The organism is Bacillus halotolerans (assembly GCF_001517105.1).
GTDB classification, from domain to species: domain Bacteria; phylum Bacillota; class Bacilli; order Bacillales; family Bacillaceae; genus Bacillus; species Bacillus halotolerans.
On the sequence record NZ_LPVF01000008.1, the window covers coordinates 88,808 to 115,637 of the forward strand.

Here is a 26,830-nt window from a genome sequence, read left to right on the forward strand (position 1 = left end):
ATGATCCCCTTTTCCAAGCTGCGATTACGCTTCATACGTTTCATCGCTTTCCGCTGTTTTTTCTGCTATCAAGCGAATGACAAGCGGCAGAGCCGCTGCAATCAACGTAATGATCAGCAGAACCGATATTCCCATTGTAAACAAATGCCCTGTTCCGTACTGGATGTCGATGTATACCTTAGACACCGGATCTTCAAATGTGAAGTTCGGCATAATTAAATCAATAAGCGGCGCAACATAGAATAAAATCATTGCCGCTGAAGCAACCCATCCAGGAATTGATCCGAATCGGAATGCCGCCCGGATAAAGGCAGAGCTTGCGACCAGCAATAAAATCGTAAATACAGACCACTTAATCGTCTGATCGTCCGGCAGTGAATAAATATTCAAACCGAACAAGCTGATCATCAAGCCGACAAGGATATTCAGAATTCCGAAAAGCGCTCCTTTGACGAGCAGCGGCGCATTCTGATAATACGAGCTGAAATATCCGATTAACAGACTGCTGATCAAAATAATAACCAGGATGACAACCGGCGGCACCGTCTGAATTTTTTCTTCCGGAACCTGACCGCTGATTTTGAGCGGATTTGCCAAGTAATCATATACATAGCCGTTGTTTTGGCCATCTACTAATGTATTGCCCAGAATGCCGTATACGTCACTGCGTACAAGCTTCGTGGAAGCAACATTTTTACCCCAGTTGTTGTTTAATGTGTCAGCTTTCGTCTGCACATCATTTACGCTTTGCTGCATGTTGGTTGTGTAATCAATAATGCCTGACTGGCGTTCAGATAATGAACCCATCACGTCTGACATTTGCAGCACTTCCTGGCCGACCGTATCTTGCACGCTCAGTGCCATTGTGCCTGACAGGCCATCATTATTGAACGTTGCAGATTCCTGCGCCGCGCCGGTTACAAGCTGTTCTAACGCTTTTGACGCACTCTCAGAGATTTTCGTCAGTTCGTCGAGAACACCGGCTTGAGAATCACGGATATAGCTGCCGTAGTTGTCTGCAAATTCGGTCATGCCGTTGATGAAATTGTCGATGTCTTCATCGGTTTGCATCGTGTTGTTTTTGAGAGCTTCCCAACTGGCTGATTCTTCAGGTGAGAGAGCCAGTACGGAATTGACGTAGCCCTGCTGGCCGTTAATTGCATTGGTTTTCGCAGCGCTGTCTATCGTTCCGGATAATATTGAATCATATACAGATAGATATTTATAATATCTCATTGTTGCATTTATATTTTCTTTATTTATATAGATTGCTTCGGTAAATGGCAGCTGAGCTTTATTTTCAAGTTCTTGAATGGCATTATACATATCTCTATAAATACCTTCAAGTTCTTGCTTGCGTTTCGCTTCAAGCTTTTCAAGTTTATCTTCGAGCGTTTTCACTTGGTCTTTGAGATCATCTATTTCATCATTAAGACCATCCATTTGCTCTTTTAGTTCTTCTAATTTCTTTTTCAGCTCTTCATTATGAGCCGTTTCTTTTTCTTTTAGCTCTTCTTCGATCTGTTTGATTCGCTCAGACGCTTTGCTGAGCTGTTCTTTTGCTTTTGCAATATCCGAAACCTCATCGTTTCCGTTTTGACCTTCATCTCCAGGCTGAGTCGTGCCGCCGTCGTCTCCTGAATCTCCTGTTCCGTCTTCATTTGTCAGCCGGATCAATTGAAGGGCTGAGTCAGATGAAGCGGTCTGTTCAGCAGTACCCGTTTCGGTTTGTCCGCTGTTCGACTCGCCATTAGAGGCATCACCATTCTGCCTCTGACCGTCTGTTCCCTGCTGCTGGTCTTGATCCTGAGTACCGCCGTCCATTTGTCCGTCATTTCCGGTATCACTGCTGTTATTGTCTTCTCCAGAATTACCATTTTGATCATTTGGAATCGTCCCGTCTCCATCATTATTTCCGGAGTTTGTATCCGGCTCTGGAGTAGGGTCCTCTTTTTCAGGCTCCTTTAGATTATCTGAAATATCCTGAATATCAGCAGCGATGGTTTTCAGTTCTTCACGCTGTTTTTCAAGATCTATTTTGAGTTCTTCAGGATCTTCTTCTTTCGGGTCTTTATCGTTTTGGTTATCTTGGCTATCCCCATCAGATGAATTATCTGTGGGTGGCTCATCAGTGAGATAATCACGTGTTTCAATTAAAAGTTTATAAACCTGTTTTAATGCAGCCTGTCTTGATGTGGCCTGATATTGATCGATTAAATCGCTTTGGATTTTCGCCATGCCAAGTTCCTGCTGGGGCACTTGGCCTTCCCTGATTTGCTGGGCGCCTGCCAGAACTGTGCTGGTTTGTCCAAGCTGTGTTTTCACTTGGCTGATTCCTGTTGACAGGCCGCTCATCTGCTCGCTGAACTGATTGGCCTTTTGCTGTGCTGAAATGGCATCCAATCCTGTCTGGATTTGCTGCTGAGTTGAATCCTGGGCTGCCAATAGCAGCTTTTTTTGATTTTCTTGATATTCTTTGTATCGTTCAACTGTATCAACGAAGTCTTTCAGCGTGTTTTTTGCTTCTTCCGCTGTCGAAGCTTTTTCTTTTGTCGTGCCTTGGGCTTCATTCATTGATTTCTTCAGCTCATCGATTAGGTCTTTCTGGCGTTTGATTTCACCTGCCAAATCGTTAGAGCTTGGTTTGTAGAAATTGTACATGACATTTTGGAATTCAGATTCTTTATTGACGATCTTGTCAAACTCTCCTCTGATATTGTCCACTTTTTGTGAGACAAAGTTCCAATATAAGGCCGACATTTTTTTGTTCATTGTTTTCTGGGCATCTTCAAGCTCACGCTGCACTTTTTCTTTGTTGACCGCATTCAGGTTATCTTGAATGCTGAACTCAAGCGTGGCTTTTTGAGGACGCTCTTTGTCATAGCTCAAAATGTTTTTTGAGAAATCTGAGGGAATGTAGACAATCGCATCGTATTTTTTCGATTTCAGGCCTGTTTCGGCTGCACTTCGGTTCACGACCGTCCAAGAATAATCAGGACGTTCCCCCAGAACGGCAGCAACTTCCTTACCGAACTGGGCGGATTGATCATCTTCATCGTCCGCTTTCACCTCATCACTCAATACGCCTGTGTCTTCATTCACCACTGCGATTTGCCGCGTGGAATTGGCTGCTTTTTTCGCCGGATCTTCCCCGATGAACCGGAAAAACAAAACCGGCAGCAGCAAAATAATGATGACGGCGGATATTAACTTGATCAAGTTTTTTCGTTGTTCTGTCATCTAGCACTCTCCCTTTCAGCAGAACATAAAGGAATTTGAACTTTTTGCTCCTTCCCGTTTTCCACAACATATCCGAAGCCCGGCTGAATCTCCGGCTCCTGTCTTTGGTACGGAAGAGGAATGACATTTTGTTCAGATTTTTTCATCAGCAGGATAGCGTGTCTGATTTGCTTCATCTCAGTCGTCAGGGAATCATAGCCTTTGGAGAACTCACTGTGATTGCCTGCCGGAATAAAGCTGAAGCCAAGATGCGAGTAAGATTTCATAAAGTTCGCCAAGCGGTCTTGAATTCTCGTATCGATCGTCTGCTGGAATCTCGTAATTCCGTCAATCATCAGAACCACTTGAGAGAATCGCAGGCTTTGTGCGTCTCCCTGGCGAACGGCTTCTACATACATTGCTTCTCTTGTTTTAAAAATGTCTTCTGCTGTTTCAATCCACTGCTCAATATCATCTTTTGTTTCCAAATATGCGACATCTGTTTCTTTCGCATATTTGGATAAACCGCGGTCGATCGAGTCAAACAAACCGATCATTTCCGTTTCATCATCAAGCAGATGCTCAAGCATCACTTTTAAGACGTTTGTTTTTCCTCGCTGTGTCTGCCCTAATATCAGGCAATGCTTGTGCTTAGCCAAGTCAAAGTACACCGGGCTGACGCTTTCTTCATGAAGCCCGATCGGCACAGATAAAGGCTTGCGTTCCAGCTTGAAGCGGAGAGAAAACTCTCTCGTCGACAGGCTTTCCGGCAGCATCGGAATCGGAGCCGGCTGCTGAAGTGAAGCATAGCGGTCCTGAAGAACCTGCACTTCAGCTTTCAGCTCGTTGAACATGCCGATATCATCCTCTGCTTCAACAGGCAGGAACATTTGGGCGAAATAAAGCTCTTCTTTTTGAACGATCACGCGCCCCGGGATCGGCTCAAGGCTGAACTTCGGCCGTCCGTAAATGGAATATCCCTCGGATTGATCCATCAGATAATGGACAACCTTTGTTTTCAGGTTGTTCAAGAGCGACTGGCGGACAGCATTTACGCGCGTTGCCGTCAGCATAAAGTAAATCCCCAAGCTTTGTCCGTCTCTGGAAAGCTGGACAAATTCCGATTCAAGCTCATGCATCTCATCCTTGACGATATCAAAGTTGTCGATTGTGATGAAAATGAATGGAAGCTCTTCTTCGCTCAGCGCATTGTACATTTTGATATGGCTGATTTCTTTTTCACGGAACAGACGTTTTCGGCGGTCAATTTCCTCTTTGATTCGGATCATGAACTTTTCAATTTTTCTCGACTGATCCATCAGGAAGTAATCCGCCGTGTGCGGCAGCTTCGCTAATGGCAGGAGCGTTCCATTCCCGAAATCAAAGATATAGACATGAAGCTCTTCAGGCGTGTAGACGTCTGCAAAACTCATCAGGAATGTTGCCGCTGCTATCGATTTTCCATAGCCTGAGGAGCCGAAAATGCCGATATTTCCGTCTTCCATCATTTTATAAGCAATCGGCGCCTGTCTTTGCAGATCAGGTTCATCAACATAGGCAAAGTGGAAATGGCCCTTTTCTTCTGATGGGAAAAGAGTGCGCGGGATACGTTCCGCAAGCGGCGGCAGCCAAGGGCTCGGCAGCTTCTCGATTCCCATTTCCTCTTGAATGCGTTCGATTTCGTCAACCACTGCTTCGATTTCTGACTGAACCTCTTTTTTCGCCATTTCTTCCGTGTCGACCTCAGAAAGCGGGATCAAGCCGGTATCCGTGACAATCGCGATTTCATCCTCTGTTCCGTAAACTTCCTCTAAATAAGGGGCCCCGCTCCAGGCGGATTGGAACAGCTCGTACACTTCATTGTTTCCGACCTGCAAATAACCGCGTCCGGTAACCGTGATGTTCGCGGCATCGCTGTTTTTCAAAATCTCTTTACTATCGGTGGCATCCTGAACTTTTAGCGCTACTTTAAAGCGCGAGTTACTCCAGATTTGGTCGTCGATGATACCGCCCGGCTTCTGTGTCGCCAAAATCAAATGTACGCCAAGGCTTCGGCCGATACGTGCAGCACTGACAAGCTCTCTGATAAAGTCGGGCTCTTCGCTTTTCAGCTCTGCAAATTCATCTGAAATTAAGAATAAGTGCGGCATTGCTACTTCTGCTTTCCCCTGCTTGTACAGCTTTGTATAGTCATTGATGTGATTGACTTGATATTGATCAAACAGACGCTGCCTTTTTTTCAGCTCGCTTTTAATCGAAGCGAGCGCACGCATACTGAAGTTTTGGCTGCCTTCAATATTGGTGATCGTGCCGAGCAGGTGGGGAATATTGCGGAACGGCTGCGCCATTCCTCCGCCTTTATAGTCAATTAATAAGAAAGCCGCTTCATGCGGGTGAAAATGCACCGCAAGTGACAAGATGTAGGTCTGGAGAAATTCACTTTTCCCCGAACCTGTCGTCCCCGCAAGCAAACCGTGCGGACCGTGGGCTTTTTCGTGAAGGTTCAGATGGACAATGTCATCCTTCCCTTTATAGCCGATCGGCACCGACAGCGACTTCGACGATTCACTCGTCAGCCACCTTTGCCGGATTCCGATTTCTTTTACTTCCTTCGCATGGAAAAGCTCCAGGAACGAGACCATTTCCGGAATGGAATTCGTAATGCCCACCTGGTGATTCAGCGTGCGAAGCGTGCGTGAAAACCGTTCGTTGTCCTCGCGCTGATGATGATCGAGCCGGAACGGAATTCTTACTGCTTTTTTCTTTTGTATTAAAATGTCGCCTTCATTTTCGTTGATATAGCGGACAAGGGTCGTAATGTTTTCTGATAAACTTTCCTTTGTTTCCGCGGCGACAATTGTAGAGATGCCCAGCTGCTCATGCTGCCCTTCTAAATATTCAAGAATGACGTGCTCTGAAATCAGCTGCTGATTCGTTATGACAAATACAAAATGCGGTTTAAACTGCAGTTTTTCTTTGTCCTCTTCGAGATCGCGCTCTCTGATCAATTCATAAAGTGAGGACAGGAGCTGGTCACGCGTTTGTTCATTATAAATAAAGCCTTTCGCATAAATATGGGGCATGTGAAATTGCGGAAGCCACTTCATCCACTCCCAGTCTTTATACTCCTCTTCATGAAAAATAAAGACGAAGCGCAAATCGTGATAGCTGTTGAAAAACGAAAGCTGGCCGATCAGCTGGTGAATCTCATTCTTAACAATCTGCGATTTCCCGACAAGGCCCATCGGCCCCTCCGCCAAATCGACCGTAACCGGCGCATTGCGAATGTCCTTATAGACACGCTGCATGTGCTGCGATTTCTCCATAAGGTCATCAATATCACGGTTCGCCAAGTCTCCGCCGCTCATATTGATTTCATAGCTTGCAGGAACTGTTCCGGTCCCGAGCCGAACCTGGAGATAATCCTTGCTTTCGAGCGATTTTTCCCAAATTCGGTCACTGATTTCACTTGTTAAGTACTTCATTTGTTCAAAAGAAGGAAAATGAAAGTCAAGAACCTGCTTTTGCTTTTCAGCAAGCGCCTGAAGCTCTTTTCTCTTATTATCTAAGTAAAGCTTATACACGCGCTCCCGCTTTTCCTCGCGTTTTTTCCGCTGGTTTTTATCCCGGAAATATTGAACGGTCGAGGTAATAAGGGTCATCATAAACATTGCCAGTGATACGAGTATAAATATGCCTCGCGGCTGGATGATCGCGACGACCCCCATCACGATCAGCATCACAAGCGGAGGCAGGATGACGAGCCACAGCCCTCTATTGGTTTGATCGCTCTCCTGAGAGGGAAAACTGAAGGACACGCGGTCATCTGGCAAATCGTACACCATCCGCGGCGTTCTTCTGTACTGCGGATATTTCTTCTGCATTTCTGTGCTTGGTTTGACCGTTTTGGTTAACACTGTTTCAAGCGGTGTGTAATGAACAATTTCTAAGAGGTCTTGTTCAGTTACTCTCATTTGCGTAAAGTTCCAGAATATTTCATCCCCCGGCTTGAGCGGTGCAGCACCTAGTACCTTCTCTCCGTTCAAGAACACATTCCCGCTTTTTGGGAGAATCGACCATTTCTCGCCGATATGCAGTAATGAAAATGTGCTTTGCTCCGCAAAAGCACAATCATTCGGGTTCAGATAGATATCTGCATCTGTCTTTTCTGAGGAACATGTCATTTCGTCTCTGTTTCCTGTAAAATAAACGGATTTTTCAGGTTTGCCGGCGATTAAAAACAGACGTATCTCCTGCTGATCCGTTTGAAGAGAAAATGATGTATCAGTTTCAAGACTGCCCAGGCAATCATTTCCCAGGAAAACATCGTACTGGCCGCCGGATTCCTTCCTCTGAAGAGAAATTACCCCGTTCTCAAACGGAATGGTCCCGATCGTTATGGAATCCTTCACCTCAGGCCCTATGGTCACCGGCTGGGACGCCGGGAGATCAGACAGTTTTAGTTTTTGGACGTTTTGCTGATAGAAAACCCATAATAGACTCAAATGGCGAACCCCCTAACGGCCGAAATACGGCGTGCGATGACCTGAACTTCATGTTTCACTTTATTTGTCATCTTTTTTCTCATCTTTCTTTTCTTTCTCTTTTTTCTCTTGTTCTTCTTTTTTCGCTTTTTCCTCGGCTGCGGCTTTTTCTTCTGCCGCTTTCTCTTCAGCTTGCTGCTTTTCTTTATCTGATTGTTCTTCAGCGGCTTGGCTGGCTGTATCAGTTTCTGCCGAGTCTGTTATCGCTTCTTCTTTTTGTTCTTTCATTTGTTTGGTAATTTGGTCGATCTCGCTTTGTACCGTATCCAATTCTTTTTGCTTTTCATCATCTTTCATACTGTCATCTGCTAATATCTCAGCCTTATATCGAATCAGCCCCAGCCCGATGTACGGGTTATACTCCAGCTTTCTTCCGATACTAACGGCTTCTTTATTCTCGCCTCTCCCTATGTCTATCCAATAAAGAAAGTGTTGTGGATCTGATTGCAGCGTGACCAGATTATTTTCAATTTGTTTCTTTTGAGTGTCGCCTAATTTTTCAACCTCAACATAAGACATTGCAAGCTGATACTGCACTGATTCAGGCAGGCTTTCCGCATCATATTTAGCCAGCGTGTTGATGACCCCGCTGTACTGCTTGTTCAAGAAAGAGCGGTTGCTTTCCACAATCGCCTGATGCTTCGGCTGCGCGAAAAATAAAGCGTACATCGAATAAATCAGAGCCGGCACAAGCAACACAATGAGTCCCAGGCCGATATATCTTTGGATGTTCCATTTCTTTTTCGGGATATGTATGTATGTTTTTGCTTTGGCTTCGAGCTCATCGATATGTGTCTGAATCAGCTCGAGCAGTTCATCATAGGACTTCGCGTCCAATATCGCTTTTGCCTCCGGAGAGAATGTCAGCGTTTCATTGAATTTCAAATAGTCCTCAAATGCAAAAGCGCCGTCGACTGCCAAAGCCGCTGCGGCTTTCAGCTCCTGCCAGACTCTTTCCTCATCATGCTCGTAAGGCGGAATGCTTTCTTTTACGCCGTAATGAAGAAAATATGGGGTCAGTCCTTTATCGAATACAATGTTTTCCGGGGCCACAATCAAATGCAGCCTTGATAACTTGTGCTGCTGTACAGCCTGAACAAGCTGATAGACAAACTGCCATTTGCTTTTTTTATCTTTAGCTTTTATCAAGCGAAATTCTTTATAGGAGGGAGGAGGTTGGATTGTGATGATCACTTCGTCTTCCGTCACATCGATCTCTTTATGAAAAGATGGATTTACATCCTTGATGACGTTCGCTTCGAGACCGTCCAGAAGCTTTATTTTTTCCCGTTGAAAGGTAAATGTATAACCGTCTTCCGTTTTCTGAGAAGCAGCTTCTAATTGGTTTTCTAAATATGATGTTTGTTCACCTGACATTCAACCAGATCCTTTCATAATATTTCAAGCCGGTCTCCGCTTGTAATGCCGCAATCAGATAGCTTGCATTCTCCGGAAAACACCGTATCCTTATTGACCACTCTGATCCAGTGCCCTTCGCGCGGAGGTATGGAAACGCTTTGGGCCTGCCAAGCGATGTCAATGACTTTTTTCACCGGGTGGTAATCTGACAATCTGAGATCAAAGACACTTCCGTTATAATGTTTCAAATCTATCGTAATATCAATATACATGTTCATTCACCCTTACATAGAAAGAGCGCCGTCTTCTGGTGAATCAGGCGCTCCTTCCCTTTCATACTGTTATCCGCGGATTTGATTTGCGATGTCTTGGTCAGTAGACTCAAGAGTATTTGCTGTTTGATCAAGCTGCTGGTTTACATCTTGAAGCAAATCTGACATTTTGATAAATGAAGGTTTGAGCTGCTCGTATTGATCTGCGAACGCTTCGCTAGAAGCACCTTCCCACATGCTTTTTAAATCAGAGATCATTCGGTTTAAACGATCAACCTGATTTAATACTTCTTGGCTTTCAACGCCATATTGCTTCGCCATCGCTCTTAGCTCTTCGGGTGTGACACGAATTAATCCTGCCATATTCCTCATTACCTCCTGTGCCATCAGCCTAAATATGGGCTAATTCACTTATTTTTAGAACGTAATTATTATAAAAACAGTTTTTCGGTACAGTCAAACAAATATGTTTTAATTTTACAAAATGAGTCCAATGGTTTACCTCCCACCTCTTAAAAATTACATATTTTGTTAAACAAATAGGTTTATTTTCTCAATCCGCTCCGCCTTCTTCAAATAATCCAAAAGGCCCAAACGATTCTCTAACTCCCAAAAAAAACCTTTCAGAAAATTTGATGCTACAGCACCATCCCTGAAAGGTTCAGTTTTTCAGAAATATTCATCAGCCTGTTCCCCGCCCAAGACAGAACATGTATCTCATTATATTTAAAAAGTGTTTTTTGACTTGTTCACTTCTATTATACTGTCATTCTTTGTTGTTGATTTTCACAAACAAGAACAATCATAATAAAAGCAAGACGATTTGATGTCAAAGAGAGCAAAGAATAAAAGGATGGAAAAGTAGGGATAATGATGACCATGCCAAAGGATCCGTTTAAATACAGTTTTGACAGACTGGAAGATGTGGCTGATCATATCAGTGAAGTGCTGCAATGTCCGATCACCATTGAAGATGTGAACCACAAACTGCTAGCCTACAGCACCCACAGCGATTGTACTGATCCTGCACGGACGTCTACGATCATTGGCAGAAGAGTGCCGGAGAAGGTTATTAATAAATTGTGGAAAGACGGGACGATTCCCGCACTGCTAAAAACGGACCAGCCGATCAGAGTGAAGGAAATTGACGAAGTCGGACTAAGCAACCGCGTCGCGATTTCGATTTGGAAGAACAACCAGGTGCTGGGTTTTATTTGGGCGCTTGAAATTCAAAAAACACTGTCGGATGATGATCTGCTGACATTAAAAATGGCGGCTAATGCAGTCAGAAACAAGCTGCTTAAGCTCCAAATCCGAAAAACGAAAAATGAGGAGCGCAGCCAAGAATTTTTCTGGAAAATGCTGACCGGACACATCTATCAAGAACAGGACATGACGGATGGGTTTAACAAGCTTGGAATGGTCGTTCCCTCTGAATTTTCCGTGATGATCATCCGGGTAAACGGCGAGCTGACCGAAAAAACAGAACAGCAGCTTCATTATCTGCAGGAAACGACCCAGCAGGTTCATGCTCTGCTGACAACCGTTGATTCCAATGAACTTATCATTTTAACCGCGCCAAAAACGGATCGTCCTTTTCAAGATTTAAAACAGTTCGCTTTCAGCACGCAAAGGCAGCTGAGGGAACGTTATAAAATAGAGGATGCTTCTATTGCAATTGGCGGAATATACAACTCCATTTCGTTTGTCTGCCGTTCATACCAGGAAGCATTGTCCGTATTAAAAGCAAAAGAACGATTTGCTGAAGAAACCAAGCATCTTTTCAGTTTTTCAGAATTAGGCATTTATCAATACTTGGACGTGTTAGATGAGAAACGGAAGCAAACGGGATATTCCAACTACTCCCTTTCAAAACTCGAGCAGTACGACCGGGATCACCAGTCCAATATGGTCGAAACACTTGAACGTTTTATTGAAGCCGACAGCAATGTGAATACCGCTTCTAAGGTCTTGAATATTCACGTTAATACATTGAATTACCGGCTGAAGCGAATCAGCCAGATCGCTGAGATCGATTTAAAAAATGTGAATCAGAAGTTTACTATATATTTGGATATCAAACTTCGAAACAAGGGTTTGTGAAATTTCACAAACCCTTGTTTTTTTATTTTCTTTTTCAAACAAAGAATTTTCCAAAAAATCAAGCTACACTAAACATATCACATATACGGGAGGAAATAGATATGATCATTGGAGTTCCTAAAGAGATAAAAAACAATGAAAACCGTGTCGCGCTGACGCCTGGGGGCGTTTCACAGCTCGTTTCAAACGGTCACCGCGTGCTGGTTGAATCAGGCGCAGGCCTTGGAAGCGGCTTTGAAAATGAAGCTTATGAGTCAGCAGGAGCGGAAATCATTGCTGATCCGAAACAGGTCTGGGACGCTGAAATGGTCATGAAGGTCAAAGAACCGCTTCCGGAAGAATATGCATACTTCCGGAAAGGGCTTGTACTGTTTACTTACCTCCACTTAGCGGCTGAACCGGAGCTTGCACAGGCACTGAAGGATAAAGGCGTCACAGCGATCGCGTATGAAACGGTAAGTGAGGGACGGACATTGCCTCTGCTTACACCGATGTCCGAGGTGGCAGGCAGAATGGCAGCGCAAATCGGAGCGCAGTTCCTAGAGAAACCGAAAGGCGGAAAAGGAATCCTCCTTGCCGGAGTGCCTGGCGTTGCCCGCGGAAAGGTAACCATTATCGGAGGAGGCGCGGTCGGAACCAACGCGGCGAAAATGGCTGTCGGCCTGGGTGCGGATGTGACAATCATCGACTTAAACGCGGATCGCCTGCGTCAGCTTGATGATATATTCGGCCATCAAATTAAAACGTTAATTTCTAACCCGGTCAATATCGCCGACTCGGTAGCCGAAGCGGACCTTCTCATTTGCGCCGTGTTAATCCCTGGTGCTAAAGCTCCAACGCTTGTCACAGAGGAAATGGTGAAACAAATGAAGCCTGGTTCAGTGATTGTGGACGTTGCAATTGACCAAGGCGGCATCGTCGAAACTGTCGATCACATTACGACACACGATCAGCCGACATATGAAAAACACGGCGTCGTTCACTATGCAGTTGCGAACATGCCGGGCGCTGTGCCTCGCACATCAACAATTGCGTTAACGAACGTCACGGTTCCATACGCGCTGCAAATCGCAAACAAAGGGGCAGCAAAAGCACTCGCAGACAATGCGGCACTAAGAGCGGGATTAAACACAGCAAACGGCCACGTGACCTATGAGGCGGTTGCCAAAGATTTAGGATACGAGTATGTCCCTGCCGAGAAAGCCTTACAGGATGAATCATCTGTGGCGGGCGCTTAATTCATATTGAGCTTGCAGAAAAATTTCTGCAGGCTTTTTTTTATCTTTTAAAAAGGAAAAAGGAAATGATGTCTCGAATTAAAACGAAGAACTTGATCATAAAGGAGGATTCATATGGCTGTTCAGCAATATGGCGTGTTAAAAGGCGTTGTCTTAGATATGAAGCGGGAAACAGATGATGACAGTCCTCATTTCCAAGTGAAGATGCTCGGTGAAGAGAATACGTATTACAGGTGCGCCATCAATGTCATGTCCAGTTCCGAGGAATCAGAAGTATTGTATTTAGCTGATGATCAGTTTGATTCGAGCTCAATTACCATTCTTCCGAACATGCCGTATGGATATACGAAGATCAATGACGAAAACCGTGAAATAGCCCTGGATTATGTGCGGGGCAATCTTTTTGATTCACGGGAAATGAAGCCTTTGCCTCATGAAATCACGGGGCCTGATAATGATTTAAATGACTTTATTGAAACGTATATGAAGAAAGCGAAAGAAGAGAAAGCGCCGGTTTATATATTTGGATCAAAATTTGGACCTGAACAGGCGGCAGATAAAATATTCGGCTTTACCCCGACAAACGGTATGCACAATATCCACATGAATCAAGGCAATGCGCTGGATACCCGCTGGAAAAAGGACAACGGCTCTTGGCACGACGGAGGTATTCTGATTCAATTTGCCGATCAGTGGGCGGCTGTGTTTTTGGCGTTCTTATCCCAGTCATGGTGTACGGATGAAAACGGGAACCCGGTCAGAGATTGCGATCATACCCAAACGTCTGCGTAAGATAGAAAAAGAGACTGCCTGCCGCAGTCTCTTTTTTTACCGTCAATGCATTTAGACATTTTCGACAGGCTTTAGGCTGTTCGGCCTCATATCGCTCCAATGCGATTGGATGTAGTCCAGACAAGCCTCACGCCCTTTTTGTTCATGAACGACTGTCCAGCCGCTCGGCACATCGATAAAGCCGGGCCATAAGGAATATTGGCCCTCTTCATTGATGAGAACAAGGTATATGCCATCCGCATTTTCAAAAGGATTTGCCATTGCTTTTCCTCCTTTATTGATTCATTTCTTCCAATTTAGCCGCCAGAACCCGGCCGATAACTGCGAGCGGTTCCGGCTGACAGAGATCTTTATGGCGGCAGTCAATGTCGATTTGTTCAATTTGTCCGTCAATATAAGGCTTCCACGAATCAGGTTCAATTGGGTCAAACCATTCAGGAATGATGGTTGATCTGAAAAACAGAACATTTCCACGGAAGGTTTTCGGTGCATATGAGCCTAAAATGCCGACAGAATTGACGTACGTATTCTTTAGATTCAAAATGACCGATTCGTCCAGACTGGCAAGTGCGCTTCCATCTCGCCGCAGAATCTCAATGGCTGTTTCAAAATCAAGCGGTTTGTCTCCTAAGCTGTCTGGGTCGTACCCGCCTAACGCGAGAAGGGCAATAAGCGCTTCCTCATCATCCGGTGCCTCTTTTATAGGAAGGAAGTGGTTTGGGTAGGCGTCCAGCATCACCAATAGAGAAACGTCTTCCCCTTGCTTTTGCAGCTGTGTTGCCATTGCTTGAACGACATTTCCGCCTAAGGACCAGCCAAGCAAATGGTACGGCCCTTTCGGCTGGATCGTCCGAATCTGTTCTATATAGTCGGCAGCCATGTCATCGAGTGTTTTCGGAAGCGCCTCCTGCTGTCCAATTCCCCGTGCTTGCAGTCCATAGATGGGATAGTCCGTTCCTAAAGATGTCATCAGCCCTGCATAACACCAGCTAAGTCCGCCCGCCGGATGTACGCAAAACAACGGAAGTCGGTCCCCGCTTGTTCGGAGCGGCAGCAAAACATCAAGTGCGCTTTGGCTTGATCCCATCTCCAGTCTTTCGGCAAGCCCTGCCACAGTCGGCGCTTCAAATAGATTGCCGATGCTGAGTTCAACCCCGAGCGCTTCACGTATGCGGCTCATCAGCTGAACTGCGAGCAGGGAATGTCCGCCCAAATCGAAGAAACGGTCATCAATACCGACACGCGGCAAATGAAGCACTTCCATAAACAAGTCACAAAGGATTTCTTCTTGCGGGGTTCTCGGCCCGCGACCTGTCACCGCAGCAGCAAAATCTGGAGCAGGCAGCGCTTTACGGTCAAGCTTTCCATTCGGCGTCAGCGGCAATTCTTTCATCGTCACAAAGGCTGAAGGCACCATGTAATCTGGCAGTCTCTCAGCAGCATACCTGCGCAGTTCCGCCGTATCAAACGTTTCTTCCGAGGAAGGTATGACATAAGCTGCCAAACGTTTATCTCCCGGCTGGTCCTCACGAACGATCACTGCCGCATCTTCCAGCTGTGAATGCTGAACAAGCGCAGCTTCAATTTCTCCCAGTTCAATCCGGAAGCCCCGAATTTTCACTTGATGATCGGCACGGCCGACATAATCGAGAGAACCGTCAGCACGCCTGCGGGCTACATCTCCCGTGCGGTACATCCGTGTGCCCGGAGGCCCGAACGGGTCAGCGATGAAGCGTTCCGCCGTTAAACCGGGCCGTCCTAAATAGCCTCGGGCCAATCCGGCTCCTGACACATACAGTTCTCCAGCCACACCCGGCGGAACCGGCTGTAAACGCTCATCAAGCACATACACCCCAAGATCGGGAATTCCGCAGCCGATCAGGCTGTTTGCTCGTAAAGCTGCAATATTCCGGTCCAATTCGATATAGCTGACGTGCACGGTTGTTTCAGTAATACCATACATATTGATCAGTTTCGGCGCCTGTTCAGGGTGGCGATGATACCAATCCTCTAAACGGCTGAGTTCAAGCGCTTCTCCGCCAAAAACAACATATCGAAGGCTGAGCGCCTGTCCGAGATCAGGCTGCTCCCTTTCCGCCTGCATAAACTGATAGAACGCTGATGGTGTCTGGTTCAAAACGGTCACACCCTCTTTTACCAGCAGACGCAGAAACGCTTCCGGAGATCTGCTGATGTCATGAGGCACGATAACAAGGCGGCCGCCGTGCAGCAAAGGTCCCCAAATCTCCCAAACAGAAAAGTCAAACGCGTAGGAATGGAACATTGTCCACACGTCGTCTGAACCGAAATGGAACCAGTGATCGGTCGCTCCAAATAACCTCGTCACATTTTGGTGAGGAATCATGACGCCTTTTGGAACGCCTGTTGAACCGGATGTATAAATAACATAAGCCGTGCTGAAAGGTGACAGCGGGCGAATCCTGTCCGTATTATCCGGATTCAAAGGACTGTATGTTTTTAGTTTTTCGCGTAATTCCGGATTATCCAGCACAATGTTCTGCACATTTTCTGCAGGCGGGATTTGATTTTCCGCCTGTGAGCTCGTGATGATAAACGCAGGCCGCGCATCGCTCAGCATAAAAGCGATTCGGTCAGCCGGATAGTCCGGATCAAGCGGCAAGTATGCAGCTCCCGCTTTTAGTACCGCTAACAGGCTAACAGTCATATCCAATGAGCGAGGCAAAGCTAATGCCACAAATTGCTCCGGTCCGACGCCTTTGCTGATCAGCAGCCTGGCAAGCCGGTTCGCCCTTTCATTCAGCTCCATATAGCTCATCGCCTGATCTTCATAAACGACAGCAATGGAATCAGGGCTCAGCGCAGCTTGCTTCTCAAACAGCTCCGGAAGACACGCTTGCGGAATCTTTTCAGATACACTTTGCCAATCCGTTACCGTGATGCTGCGTTCCTCTGGTGCCAGAATATCCAGTCTTCCGATTTTCTGATCAGGATCAGCCTCGGCAGCCTCAAGCAGCCGCAGAAGGCGCTCAGCAAGAGCTTGAACAGTTTCCCGTTTAAATAGATCGGTGCTGTACTCAAGCAGTCCTTCCAGTCCATTTGGTGTCCCGTCATCAAGACGGCTTTCACTGATTTCTAATGTTAAATCAAATTTGGCAGATCCTACGCTGTGAATGTGCAGGCTGCTTTCTGTACCAGGCAGGCTCAGCTCTGCGTCAGGTGTGTTCTGGAGCGCGAGCATGACTTGGAATAATGGATGCGTGGCCCGGGAGCGTGCAGGATTGAGCACCTCTACAAGTCTTTCAAACGGCAGATCCTGATTTTCATAGGCTGCCAGATTCACTTCCCGCACTCTGTCAAGAAGCTCACGGAAACTCGGATCACCTGAGGTGTCTGTTCTGAGCACCAATGTATTGATAAACAGTCCCACAAGATCACTAAGCGCATCGTCATTCCGCCCCGCAATCGGGCTTCCAATCGGAATATCAGTTCCAGCTCCGAGCCTTGTCAGCAAGGCGGCAAGTCCTGATTGAAGCACCATAAACAGACTTACTCTATTTGCACGGGCCAGCTCCAGCAATCGGCTGTGAAGCTCTGAGCCTATATGGAAATGGATTGTATCCCCTTGATGACTCGGCTCAGCAGGTCGTGAATAATCGGTTGGCAGCTCGAGCTGATCGGGCAGATCTTTCAGTCTATCTTTCCAGAAAGCAAGCTGACCGGCAATCAAACTGTCTGGATCATGCTCGCTTCCTAGCAGACTTTGCTGCCAGAGCGCATAATCCGCATACTGCACAGCAAGCGGTGTCCATTCGGGAGCTCTCCCGTGACAGCGCGCGGTATAAGCAGCAGCCAGATCACGAGTCAGAGGAGTCAATGACCATCCGTCTCCGACAATATGGTGCACGAGCAGCAGCAGCACGTACTCGTCGGGACCGATAACAAAAAGCTCGGCCCGGAAAGCAGGCTCAGCTGCAAGGTCAAAGCTGTAGCGAGCAGCATCGGCAAGCCTCTCAGAAAGCTCCTCTTTCTTCATTTCTGTAACATATAAATCAGGACGGGCTTGATCGGCGTCCAAAATGCGCTGATAAGATGTCCCCTGTGATTCAGGGAAAGTGGTCCGAAGGCTTTCATGGCGGCTGATGAGATCATATAGGGCCGCTTGCAGCGCTTCTTGGTTCAGTTCACCTGAAAGACGGACGGCAACCGGGATATTATATGTAGGACTTGGCCCTTCCAGACAATGGAGGAACCATAGCCGACGCTGTGCAAAAGAAAGCGGAATGTTCTCAGGACGTTCAGCTCTTTGCAAAGCGGGACGGACACTCTGCGCCTGATCAAGATGTGCAGCAAGTCCGGCAACTGTCGGTTCGTCAAAGAGCTTGGCGATGCCCAGCTCAGCTCCCATCGTCTCACGAATACGGCTCATCAAACGGGCAGCAAGGAGAGAATGGCCGCCCAGCTCGAAGAAACTGTCATCGATGCCTACGCGTGCAAGACCTAGAACCTCCGCAAACAGATCACACAGTATCTCTTCTTGAGGCGTTCGCGGTCCCCGATCAGTGACAGACGCCCCAAAATCAGGTGCCGGCAATGCTTTCCGGTCAAGCTTGCCGTTAGGTGTTAATGGCAGTTCATCGATCTCCACAAATGCCGCAGGCACCATATAATCAGGCAGACTGGCACCGACATAACGGCGAAGCTCAGCAATATCTAGAGCTGAAGAAACGACCAGATACGCCACCAATCGTTTATCTCCCGGCTGGTCCTCTCGAACGACAACCGCAGCCTGTTTCGTTTGCGGATGTTTAGCAAGCACGGCATCAATTTCTCCAAGCTCAATGCGGAAACCGCGAATCTTAATTTGATGATCGGCCCGCCCGATGTAATCCAGAGACCCATCCGCACGCCAGCGGGCCTGATCTCCGGTTCGGTACATTCGTGTGCCCGGGGGTCCGTACGGGTCAGCAACAAAGCGCTCCGCCGTTAAATCAGGGCGCCCTAAATATCCGCGGGCCAACCCGGTTCCAGCAATATAGAGCTCTCCAACAATGCCTGGCGGAACGGGCTGCAAACTATTATCGAGCACATATACCTGCGTATTCCAAATCGGCTTTCCGATCGGAGGCACACCCTGTACTCCTTTTTCGAGAAAAGCTGCCGCAGACCAAATGGTTGTTTCAGTAGGACCGTATAAATTAGTCACTTGACAATCAAGCGCCTGCAAGGCCTCCAAAAGCCCGCTCGGAAGCGCCTCTCCCCCGACAAGCACCCTGAGCTCCCGAAGTTTCTCAGGCTCGTTTGTGACCAACGCATGCCACAGGGTCGGCGTTGCCTGCATAATTGTTATATCAAAATATTCAATCATTTTAGCTAATGCCTGCGGCTCACGAGTTGTTTCTTTTTGAGCAACAACAATACTCGCTCCGCTGATAAGCGGGAGGAATAATTCTAAAGCAGAAATATCAAAAGCGACAGTCGTCACAGCCAGCAGCCTGTCTTGTTCATTGAGAGAAAATGTCTCCTGCATAGACAGCAGAAAATTACTTAAACTTTTCAGCGTGACAACAACACCCTTTGGCCTCCCTGTTGATCCTGATGTATAAATAATATACGCCGGATGAGCAAGAGATACATGTACATTTGGATTGTCGGCAGAATAACGCTTCACAATCTCTTTTGTCACAGGCAGATCCAGCACAAGCTGCGGTGCCCTTAGATCGTCAGGCAGAGTGTCTGCAATTTCCTCAGTCGTTATCATGCATGATGGCTTTGCATCCTTCAGCATGTATGAAACTCTGTCGGCAGGAAACTCCGGATCAAGCGGAAGATAAGCAGCACCAGTCTTTAGTACGGCGAGCATTGCAACTATCATTTCGGAAGACCGCGGCAGGGCCAAGGCGACAAACTGCTCCGGCCCAAGCCCTTTTTCTATCAAAAGATGCGCGAGGCGGTTTGCTTGTTCATTCAGCTCTTGATAGCTTAATTGACTGTGATCGCAAATCAGGGCGATACGTTCAGGGGAACGGTCAGCCTGTTTCTGAAACATATCCGGAAGGCTGAACAGCCGCTCGGATTTTGCTGTCTCATTCCATTCGCTTATGACCCGTGCTTTTTCTGCAGGCAAAAGAAATTCCATTTGCCCAATCAGCATGTCCTCACCGGCTGACGCCGTTTGTAAAAGCTGTAAGATCCGCTGCTGATGGACCTTTATTTCTGACTCACTGTATACTTCAGGATTGGCGTCCACATCAATTCGCAGCCCGCTTCCGTCTGTTCTGTCATAGACATTTATCGACAAATCATCAACAGGACCGGCTGACAGATTGTGCGTCGTCCCCCGGGCTCCGGCAAAGTCGAGACCGTAATCAAAAGGCATAAGATTAATTTGCGGGCCAAATAATCTATGATTTTCTCCTATTAGTTTCAGGTCCCGCCGCAGTTCCTCATGGCGGTATTTATGATGCTGCCGGATACTGCGGATTTCCCGGGAAATTTGCAGCACAAGCTCAGAAAAGCTCATCGAAGGACTCACAGACAGCCTCAGCGGGAGAAGATTCATCACCATAGCCGGAACATTCAAGGATGCCGATCCCATCCGTCCCATCATAGGCAGTCCGAGCACAACATCCTCAGAGCCGGTCATACGGTGCACATAAGCAGCTGATGCCGCAATCACGACTTCATGCCAGCTTCCGGCGTAATAGCGCGCCGCCTCTTTCAGCGCGTTTACATCTGATGGCGGCAAATAAGCAATCTGGCGCAGAAAGCTTTTTGAGGTTCTCGGCGCACGTTCTGCTAAACTGACAACTTCAGGCCTGTCCGCAAAACGATTCAGCCAGAATTGCCGATCCTCTTCATATGTTTCAGACGCGCGGTACGCTGCGTCCTCCTCCAAAATATCCTGCAAAGAGCCGAAGGAACGATCATCAGCGGACCGCCCTCCTGCAAGTGCAGTATAAGCATGTGCAACCCGCTGGGCGATCAGAGAAAACCCAAAGCCGTCGATCGCAATATGGTGAATGCGCTGATACCAAAAGAAACGCTGAGGCCCCGCTTTAAACAAAGCTTCGCGGAACAATGGGTCATGCTGTAAATCGACCGGCTTTGCCAAATCAGCTTTCATCCAATTTAAAGCTGTCTTTTCCGGATCAGGCTCAGAGCTGACGTCAATGACTTGGAGCTGTACATCCGGTGATGGATTTATCATCTGCCAAGGCCCGTCCATATCTTCACCAAAGCGGACATGAAGTGATTCCGCTTCTTTTATCACGTGCCGTAAAGCTTCTTCAAAAAGAGAAATGTCGATTGGGCCGTTGATTTCTATATATTCGGCTGTATTGTAGATTGGATTGTCCGGATCAAGCTGCTGAGCAAACCAAATACCGGTTTGCGCTCCGGTTAAAGAATATTGAAGATCTTTTGTATCAGGCATCCGTTTTTTTACCTCCTTTTATAAATAGTCCGCGTTTGGCAGCACTCTCTCAATGCGGATTGAAAGCAATTTCTGCCATTCTTCTATTGTCGGCCGTTCAGCCAGTTCGACGAATGTCACCTCGGCTCCTTCACGGCGCCATTGTTCAACTAATGTCATGATCCTTACAGAATCAAGTCCCCTATTCAGTAAGTCTTCATTATCTGCAATATCATCAGGCGATTCTTGAAGAAGCTCAGCAATTTGTGTTCGGATACTCTCGCAGGTAAATACATGTTTTTCAGCTTTTTCTGATGGCTTTTGAGCCGCAGAAGGCGTATGTTTCAGCTGATCAAGCAAGCTGTCGGTCATCAGCGTAAACGCGCAGCGCCCAGCCGCATAATCAAGCGCCATTTTATGCTTGTCCCGAGAAAAGTCCGCAACTGCATCAGCAACAAAAAATGCTTCGATATCCTCCATAAACGCTTCACATGCTGTAACGAGACAGCCAATATGAGCATAAATCCCGGAGATGATCAGCTGATCGCGCCCCTGTTCACGCATGATCTCAAGCAGATTCGTTCTCTTAAATGCGCTATATCTCCATTTTGTCAATACGAGATCATCGTCTTCCGGTGCAAGCTCGGCCACAATTTTTTCCTCGTAAGGACCGCTGCTTAATCCAGGTCCCCAAAAATCAGTCAGCAATGCACGGTCCTCCGGATTTTGACTGCCTGGCTGCGCTGTGTAGACAACAGGTATCCCGAGCTGAACACATTGATCCTTCAGCTTGCGTATATTTGCTGAAAGCTCTGTTACCGGAGACGCTCCTGCTGTAAACGCGTCGACAAAATAGTTCTGCATATCGTGTATTAAGAAGACTGCCCGATTTGGATCAGGCACCCATGATACTTTGTTTGTTGGCATATCAGACGCTGTCGGCATTTGATACGGCTGAATGGCAGGAATAGCCATTTGAACACTCCCTTTCAAATCGTTTCTATTTTTTCGAACCTGCAAGAAGTTTTTCGGCGATCGCTTCGCGAAGCGCCTTTTTGCTTACCTTTCCTACCCCTGTCTGCGGGAAGGACTCAACAAATTCGATCCGGTCTGGAATTTTATATGCTGCAAGCCCGCGTTCTCTTAGAAAAGCTTTGAGCTCTGCGGCTTTCGGCGCTTGATCCCGGGGAATAATGAAAACACATGATCTTTCACCAAGAAATTGGTCAGGCATTGAGACCATTGCCGCATCATGCACAGCCGGATGCGCCAGAAGATGATTTTCAACCTCTTCAGCCGCCACTTTTTCTCCGCCGCGGTTGATTTGATCCTTTGCCCGTCCTTCCACGACAACATAACCGTCGGGTGTCAGTCTCACTAGATCGCCAGTGCGGTAAAAACCGTCCCCGGTAAACGAAGCTGCATTATGCTCATCAGCCTTATAGTATCCCCGGATCGTATACGGTCCCCGTGTCAGCAGGTGCCCCGTTTCACCAGGTTTCACGTCACGGTCCTGATCATCCCACACACGTATTTCATCATAAGAAGACATCGGCTTACCTTGGGTATTAACAATTACTTCCTCTGGGTCATCAAGCCTTGTATAATTAACGAGCCCTTCTGCCATTCCGAAGACCTGCTGCAAGGTGCAGCCGAATACAGATTTCACTTTGCGCGCGGCTTCAGCGCTGAATTTCGCGCCGCCTACCTGCAGCACTTGAAGGCTTGATAAATCGGCATCTCGTGAGGCAGCAGCGTCCATCCATACCATTGCAAGCGGCGGGACAAGAGCTGTTATTGTCACCTGTTCCCGTTCAATCAAAGGGAACGAGTCATCCGGACTCGGAGAAGGAGATAAAACCACTTTTCCTCCAGCGTATAATACGCCTAGCACCCCGGGTGAGCTCAGCGGGTAATTGTGAGCCATCGGCAATGCGGCCAAGTAAACAGTGCTGTGATCAAGCCAGCAAACCTCCGCACTCATCCGCAGGCTGTATATATAGTCATCGTGAGTTCGCGGTATCAGTTTCGATAAGCCGGTGCTTCCGCCAGAAAGCTGGAGAAACGCCACATCCGAAGATTTTACTTCAGGCAGCTCGCCAGGTTCTGTATGCAATGCCTCAAGCGGCTGGAATTCCTCCGCCTCACCTGCGACAATGATGTGTTTCAAGGATGGCAGCTTGCTGTGAACCTGTCTGGCAAGTGTGCGGTAGTCAAATCCCGAATGAGAATCGGGGATGATATAAGCCTCCGCTTCAGCAAACTCGCAAAAATATGTAATCTCACTGCTTCGATGAGAGGGCAGTGCAAAGACCGGGAGCGCTCCCAGCCGAAAAAGCGCAAAGATGACTTCGAAAAACTCCGCGATATTCGGCAGCTGCACCACTACACGATCCATTTGTTTAATACCGAGCTTCTGCAATCCGGCTGCCAGACGGTCAGCCCTTGTGTCAAGCTCTTGATAGCTCCAATGGGTGTCCCCGCATGTAATCGCGATACGATCGCCATGTTTGGCAGCCCTGTCTCTTAACATGTCTCCAAAAGTCTCACCGGCCCAGCAGCCGTTCTCCCGGTACTTTTCCGCAAACTCCTTGGGCCAAGGCGTAAATCCATTCAGCATGCTGTTTCCCTCCTGCATTGATTTCTGATCATATGTGATTGACACCCATTGCGCGAAGCATTGTCCGAAACTTTGCGGATGTCTCCTGGAGCTCGTCCTCTGCTTTTGATCCAGATACAACACCGGCACCTGCAAAAAGACGAAGTGAACGTTCTTCAGCCTCTGCACAGCGAATCGTAACGATCCATTCGCCATCGCCTGCATCATCACACCAGCCTACCATGCCGGTGAAGAAACCGCGGTCAAAAGGTTCAATTTCCCGGATGGCTTCTCTTGCAAGGTCAGTCGGTGTTCCGCAGACTGCCGGCGTAGGATGAAGCGCGGCGGCTAGTTCCAGCGCGGTTACAGTCGGATCGGAAAGCTCTCCTTTAATGACACTGGACAAATGCCACATCGTCTCAGTTTGGATCAGCGAAGGCTTTTCCGGAACGTCCAGCGTCCGGCAAAAAGGCCGCAGCCCGGCGGCAACCGCATCAGCCACAACAGCATGCTCATGAAGATCCTTTGCGGAGGAAAGCAATTCATCGGCCCGGCGCTGGTCCTCAACAGGATCATCACTGCGAGGTCTAGAGCCCGCTAACGGATTGGATACCACCTGAGTCCCCATTCTCGAAACGAGAAGCTCCGGACTTGCTCCGAGTAATGTCCGATGGGAAGATGAATCATCTTGGCCGGATACATCGGCTGCAAAAGTATAACCGTGTGTATTATGCCGCGCCAGATGGTGAAGCAGTTCACCCGTTTGTATCGCTTCAGTTGATGTCAGATGCAGCGATCTGGACAGGACAATTTTGCTGAGTGTGCCATCAGCAATGCTTGCCAATCCTTGTTCTACACCTTTTTTATAGTCCTCCGGTGCAGGAACAGGCTGTATTTGATATGTATGTTCCCGCTGCTGTTCGATGTTGGCATGATTAAATTGAAGCGGTCCCGACCACCGTACCTCCTCCGGAACGACGAGCCGGGGCGATTTCAAATGATCAAATGGAACAGCTCCCACAACAACCGGACGGCTTTGCCCCGATTGCTTCGCTTTGTTAAGCGCCTCAGCAATGCGGCCGGGTAAGGTTTCTAATTGGTTTTGGCCGTCTGCATCCGGCACGGTTTCACTTATTCCTTTTCCAAGCAGCACACGGTGAGGGGAAGCCAGGAAAAAAGCGCCCGGCTGATAATCATGAAGCAAATGCTCCGCCTTTGTTTCAGATATAACGTTTTGTTCCAACATCTTCATAAACCTCCTTTAAGTTAAGTTATACGCCTAAGGTCGCGCCGCCATCTACACATAAATTGTGCATGGTAATATGGCCTGCCTGCTCAGAAACCAAAAAGAGCACGGCATCCGCAATATCCGAAGGCTGGGCCAGTTTTTTGAGCGGAATTCCCGTTTTAAATGTATCAAGCGATCCTTTGATAACTTGCTCTGCTCCATTTTCATCAGCCCATAAGGACCACTGCATGTCTGTTTCCGTTGACCCGGGAGAAACAATATTGCAGCGAATGTTGTATTCTGCAAGCTCAAGGCCAAGGCACTTTGTAAACATCACGGCCGCTGCCTTTGATGAGGCGTATGCCGCCATAGACGTCCTTGGCACACCGGCTGCATTTGATCCTACTGTTACAATCGAACCGGATCTGCGGTTCATCATATATTTGCTGACTGAGCGCGACGCGTTAAAAACACCAGTCGAATTCACAGAGAAAGTGGCCTCCCATTCCTCATCACTGAGAGAATGAATCAGCCCTGGCCGAAGCACACCCGCTACGTTCACCAATATGTCAATTGGGCCCATGTCACGTTCGATTTGAGCCGTGATATCGTCAATCGCCGCACTGTCTCTCACATCCGCCGGAAAGGCTTCGGCATGACACCCCTCAGCTTTGAGGCTGTTCACGACTTTTTCAAGCTTTTCTGGATTGTAATCAATCGCAGCAATGTGCGCCCCCTGACCGGCAAGCGTCCGCGCAACAGCTTCACCTATTCCTTGGGCGGCCCCTGTAATTAATGCGATCTTGCCTTCTATACCTCTTACATTCATTTCATCATTTCCTTTCTTCGCTTGTAACGCCAAAAATGACATTTTGCGAAAAAGACTGCTTCACCTTACCATTAATCGTAACCTATTGATAATGATTATCATTATCAATTATAAAAATAATCATATCCTTATGTCATTCGACAGTCAAATATAATTTTTGTGACAAATATGGGAGCTGAGACAATTCTCAGCTCATTGAAATGTTCGGGCCGTCAGGGTGAAGCGCGAAACGCAATGCCCTGCTGACCAAAACAGGAAGAACCGAAATATGTCCTTCTCCTGAAAACTCACAAAATTCTGTCCGTACACCTTGTTCAGCCAAAGCAGACAGCCGCTCGTAAAGCTCCTTCGCGTTATCGTTCATTCGGCATTTATGATGCTTTTCCAATTCTCCTGCCGCAAGCAGAAGATTGACAGGCTGACCGTTTTTCTTTAAACAGGAAGCGAAACGCTCAGTTTCCTTTTCAATAAATGGTTTATTCCAATGAATGGACGGACTGCCCGCGATATACGTTTGGAATGCATCCGGTTTCGTTAAGAGCACCTGCAAAACGAAGAGCCCGCCAAGAGAGTGGCCAAAAACCGTTTGTCTGTTTCTGTCAATCTCATAATCTTGTTCAATCTTCGGTTTGAGATCCTCTTCAATAAACCTTAAAAAGTCCCCCGCTCCGCCATGCTCCGGCCATTCTTTGCCGTCAGGCCTTACCGGCAGCTCCGAGTAAGACGTAGGCATTGTAAAATCCCGGTGGCGCGCAGAAGAAAACGGTTCTGTTGTGTCATAGCCAATACCGACAATCACAGCGGGAATCACCCCTGTTTTCTCAGGACGGCGCCCCTGCACTCGAACAGCTTCCGACATTGTACCGAAGATCGAATTGGCATCGAGCAGATAAATAACCGGATAACCAGAAGGCGGCGGCTCTGTGCTCGGTTTTGAGATAAAGATCTGATAGCCGCGGCTGCCATTGCGTGAAGACATTTTACGCACTTCCGTTCCCGGAATGGTAAATGCGTTGTAGGTCCCGCCTTTAGCCCCATCTGTTTTTTTCATGCAGTACGACATTCCTCTCCTTAAAACTGGCTGCATTTATGATAATGATTTTCACTATCAACTAGACAACTCAAATAATAGGTTTTCTGGCAAACAAAGTCAACTTTTTCCTTAATAAAAAAGGCACCTTATTTAAATAAGGTACCTGATGACTAGCAATATGGAAATAAAATCCTGAAAAAGATGCTGATTATCCTACGTTT

At 47.3% G+C, this 26,830-nt stretch carries 15 protein-coding genes; 3 read left to right on the top strand and 12 right to left on the bottom strand.

Translation table 11 applies throughout. The annotated features are described in order from the left end of the window. Nucleotides 1–24 precede the first annotated feature (24 nt). The 5 genes from esaA to AU387_RS03075 form a co-directional block, all read right to left on the bottom strand. Nucleotides 25–3,240, bottom strand: a complete 3,216-nt coding sequence (gene esaA / locus AU387_RS03055; protein ID WP_059334771.1) for a type VII secretion protein EsaA — start codon at nucleotides 3,238–3,240, stop codon at nucleotides 25–27. Further along, nucleotides 3,237–7,724, bottom strand: a complete 4,488-nt coding sequence (essC, locus tag AU387_RS03060) for a type VII secretion protein EssC (RefSeq protein ID WP_059334773.1) — start codon at nucleotides 7,722–7,724, stop codon at nucleotides 3,237–3,239. Before essC ends, esaA begins: the two co-directional genes overlap by 4 nt. 60 nt (nucleotides 7,725–7,784) lie before the next feature. Further along, nucleotides 7,785–9,140: a type VII secretion protein EssB gene (gene essB / locus AU387_RS03065; RefSeq protein WP_044158962.1), complete on the bottom strand. Its 1,356-nt coding sequence runs from the start codon at nucleotides 9,138–9,140 to the stop codon at nucleotides 7,785–7,787. A 14-nt stretch (nucleotides 9,141–9,154) separates the two neighbouring features. Beyond that, on the bottom strand, nucleotides 9,155–9,394 hold the full coding sequence (gene yukD / locus AU387_RS03070) for an ESX secretion system protein YukD (protein WP_010331710.1): 240 nt from the start codon (nucleotides 9,392–9,394) through the stop codon (nucleotides 9,155–9,157). Between the two features lie 69 nt (nucleotides 9,395–9,463). After that, complete coding sequence (locus tag AU387_RS03075; protein ID WP_003220661.1) at nucleotides 9,464–9,757, bottom strand: WXG100 family type VII secretion target; 294 nt, start codon at nucleotides 9,755–9,757, stop codon at nucleotides 9,464–9,466. A gap of 516 nt (nucleotides 9,758–10,273) precedes the next feature. Between AU387_RS03075 and adeR the strand changes: the two genes are divergently transcribed. The 3 genes from adeR (at nucleotide 10,274) to AU387_RS03090 (ending at nucleotide 13,527) form a co-directional block, all read left to right on the top strand. Further along, nucleotides 10,274–11,497, top strand: a complete 1,224-nt coding sequence (adeR, locus tag AU387_RS03080; RefSeq protein ID WP_059335360.1) for a sporulation transcriptional activator AdeR — start codon at nucleotides 10,274–10,276, stop codon at nucleotides 11,495–11,497. 101 nt (nucleotides 11,498–11,598) lie between these two features. Further along, nucleotides 11,599–12,735, top strand: a complete 1,137-nt coding sequence (ald, locus tag AU387_RS03085; RefSeq protein WP_044158964.1) for an alanine dehydrogenase — start codon at nucleotides 11,599–11,601, stop codon at nucleotides 12,733–12,735. A gap of 114 nt (nucleotides 12,736–12,849) precedes the next feature. Then, entirely contained in the window at nucleotides 12,850–13,527 is a 678-nt protein-coding gene (locus AU387_RS03090; RefSeq protein ID WP_044158966.1) for a YukJ family protein, read from the top strand. Nucleotides 13,528–13,578: 51 nt separating this feature from the next. Here AU387_RS03090 and AU387_RS03095 read toward each other — a convergent pair whose 3' ends face one another. The 7 genes from AU387_RS03095 to besA all read right to left on the bottom strand — a co-directional run bounded on the left by AU387_RS03095 (nucleotide 13,579) and on the right by besA (nucleotide 26,627). Continuing rightward, nucleotides 13,579–13,788, bottom strand: coding sequence for an MbtH family protein (locus tag AU387_RS03095; protein ID WP_044158967.1), 210 nt, complete (start codon nucleotides 13,786–13,788; stop codon nucleotides 13,579–13,581). Between the two features lie 13 nt (nucleotides 13,789–13,801). Beyond that, the gene (locus tag AU387_RS03100) at nucleotides 13,802–20,941 is read right to left on the bottom strand and encodes an amino acid adenylation domain-containing protein (protein ID WP_059334774.1); all 7,140 of its coding nucleotides are present in this window, start codon (nucleotides 20,939–20,941) and stop codon (nucleotides 13,802–13,804) included. 18 nt (nucleotides 20,942–20,959) lie between these two features. Beyond that, a complete protein-coding gene (locus tag AU387_RS03105; protein ID WP_059334776.1) occupies nucleotides 20,960–21,895 on the bottom strand; it encodes an isochorismatase in 936 nt (311 codons plus the stop codon). Between the two features lie 25 nt (nucleotides 21,896–21,920). Beyond that, nucleotides 21,921–23,540, bottom strand: coding sequence for a (2,3-dihydroxybenzoyl)adenylate synthase (locus tag AU387_RS03110; RefSeq protein ID WP_059334778.1), 1,620 nt, complete (start codon nucleotides 23,538–23,540; stop codon nucleotides 21,921–21,923). 28 nt (nucleotides 23,541–23,568) lie between these two features. After that, nucleotides 23,569–24,765, bottom strand: a complete 1,197-nt coding sequence (gene dhbC, locus AU387_RS03115; RefSeq protein WP_059334779.1) for an isochorismate synthase DhbC — start codon at nucleotides 24,763–24,765, stop codon at nucleotides 23,569–23,571. 25 nt (nucleotides 24,766–24,790) lie between these two features. After that, nucleotides 24,791–25,576 (bottom strand): 2,3-dihydro-2,3-dihydroxybenzoate dehydrogenase, encoded by a 786-nt coding sequence (locus AU387_RS03120; protein ID WP_059335361.1) that lies wholly within the window; start codon nucleotides 25,574–25,576, stop codon nucleotides 24,791–24,793. A 187-nt stretch (nucleotides 25,577–25,763) separates the two neighbouring features. Further along, a complete protein-coding gene (gene besA, locus AU387_RS03125; protein ID WP_059334781.1) occupies nucleotides 25,764–26,627 on the bottom strand; it encodes a ferri-bacillibactin esterase BesA in 864 nt (287 codons plus the stop codon). Nucleotides 26,628–26,830 lie beyond the last annotated feature (203 nt).

What these genes read in the sequence shown, in the direction of transcription:
- esaA (WP_059334771.1), bottom strand. Translation starts at nt 3,240, where the DNA reads ATGACAGAACAACGAAAAAACTTGATCAAGTTAATATCCGCCGTCATC.
- essB (WP_044158962.1), bottom strand. Translation starts at nt 9,140, where the DNA reads ATGTCAGGTGAACAAACATCATATTTAGAAAACCAATTAGAAGCTGCT.
- yukD (WP_010331710.1), bottom strand. Translation starts at nt 9,394, where the DNA reads ATGTATATTGATATTACGATAGATTTGAAACATTATAACGGAAGTGTC.
- AU387_RS03075 (WP_003220661.1), bottom strand. Translation starts at nt 9,757, where the DNA reads ATGGCAGGATTAATTCGTGTCACACCCGAAGAGCTAAGAGCGATGGCG.
- adeR (WP_059335360.1), top strand. Translation starts at nt 10,274, where the DNA reads ATGCCAAAGGATCCGTTTAAATACAGTTTTGACAGACTGGAAGATGTG.
- ald (WP_044158964.1), top strand. Translation starts at nt 11,599, where the DNA reads ATGATCATTGGAGTTCCTAAAGAGATAAAAAACAATGAAAACCGTGTC.
- AU387_RS03090 (WP_044158966.1), top strand. Translation starts at nt 12,850, where the DNA reads ATGGCTGTTCAGCAATATGGCGTGTTAAAAGGCGTTGTCTTAGATATG.
- AU387_RS03095 (WP_044158967.1), bottom strand. Translation starts at nt 13,788, where the DNA reads ATGGCAAATCCTTTTGAAAATGCGGATGGCATATACCTTGTTCTCATC.
- AU387_RS03100 (WP_059334774.1), bottom strand. Translation starts at nt 20,941, where the DNA reads ATGCCTGATACAAAAGATCTTCAATATTCTTTAACCGGAGCGCAAACC.
- AU387_RS03105 (WP_059334776.1), bottom strand. Translation starts at nt 21,895, where the DNA reads ATGGCTATTCCTGCCATTCAGCCGTATCAAATGCCGACAGCGTCTGAT.
- AU387_RS03110 (WP_059334778.1), bottom strand. Translation starts at nt 23,540, where the DNA reads ATGCTGAATGGATTTACGCCTTGGCCCAAGGAGTTTGCGGAAAAGTAC.
- dhbC (WP_059334779.1), bottom strand. Translation starts at nt 24,765, where the DNA reads ATGTTGGAACAAAACGTTATATCTGAAACAAAGGCGGAGCATTTGCTT.
- AU387_RS03120 (WP_059335361.1), bottom strand. Translation starts at nt 25,576, where the DNA reads ATGAATGTAAGAGGTATAGAAGGCAAGATCGCATTAATTACAGGGGCC.
- besA (WP_059334781.1), bottom strand. Translation starts at nt 26,627, where the DNA reads ATGAAAAAAACAGATGGGGCTAAAGGCGGGACCTACAACGCATTTACC.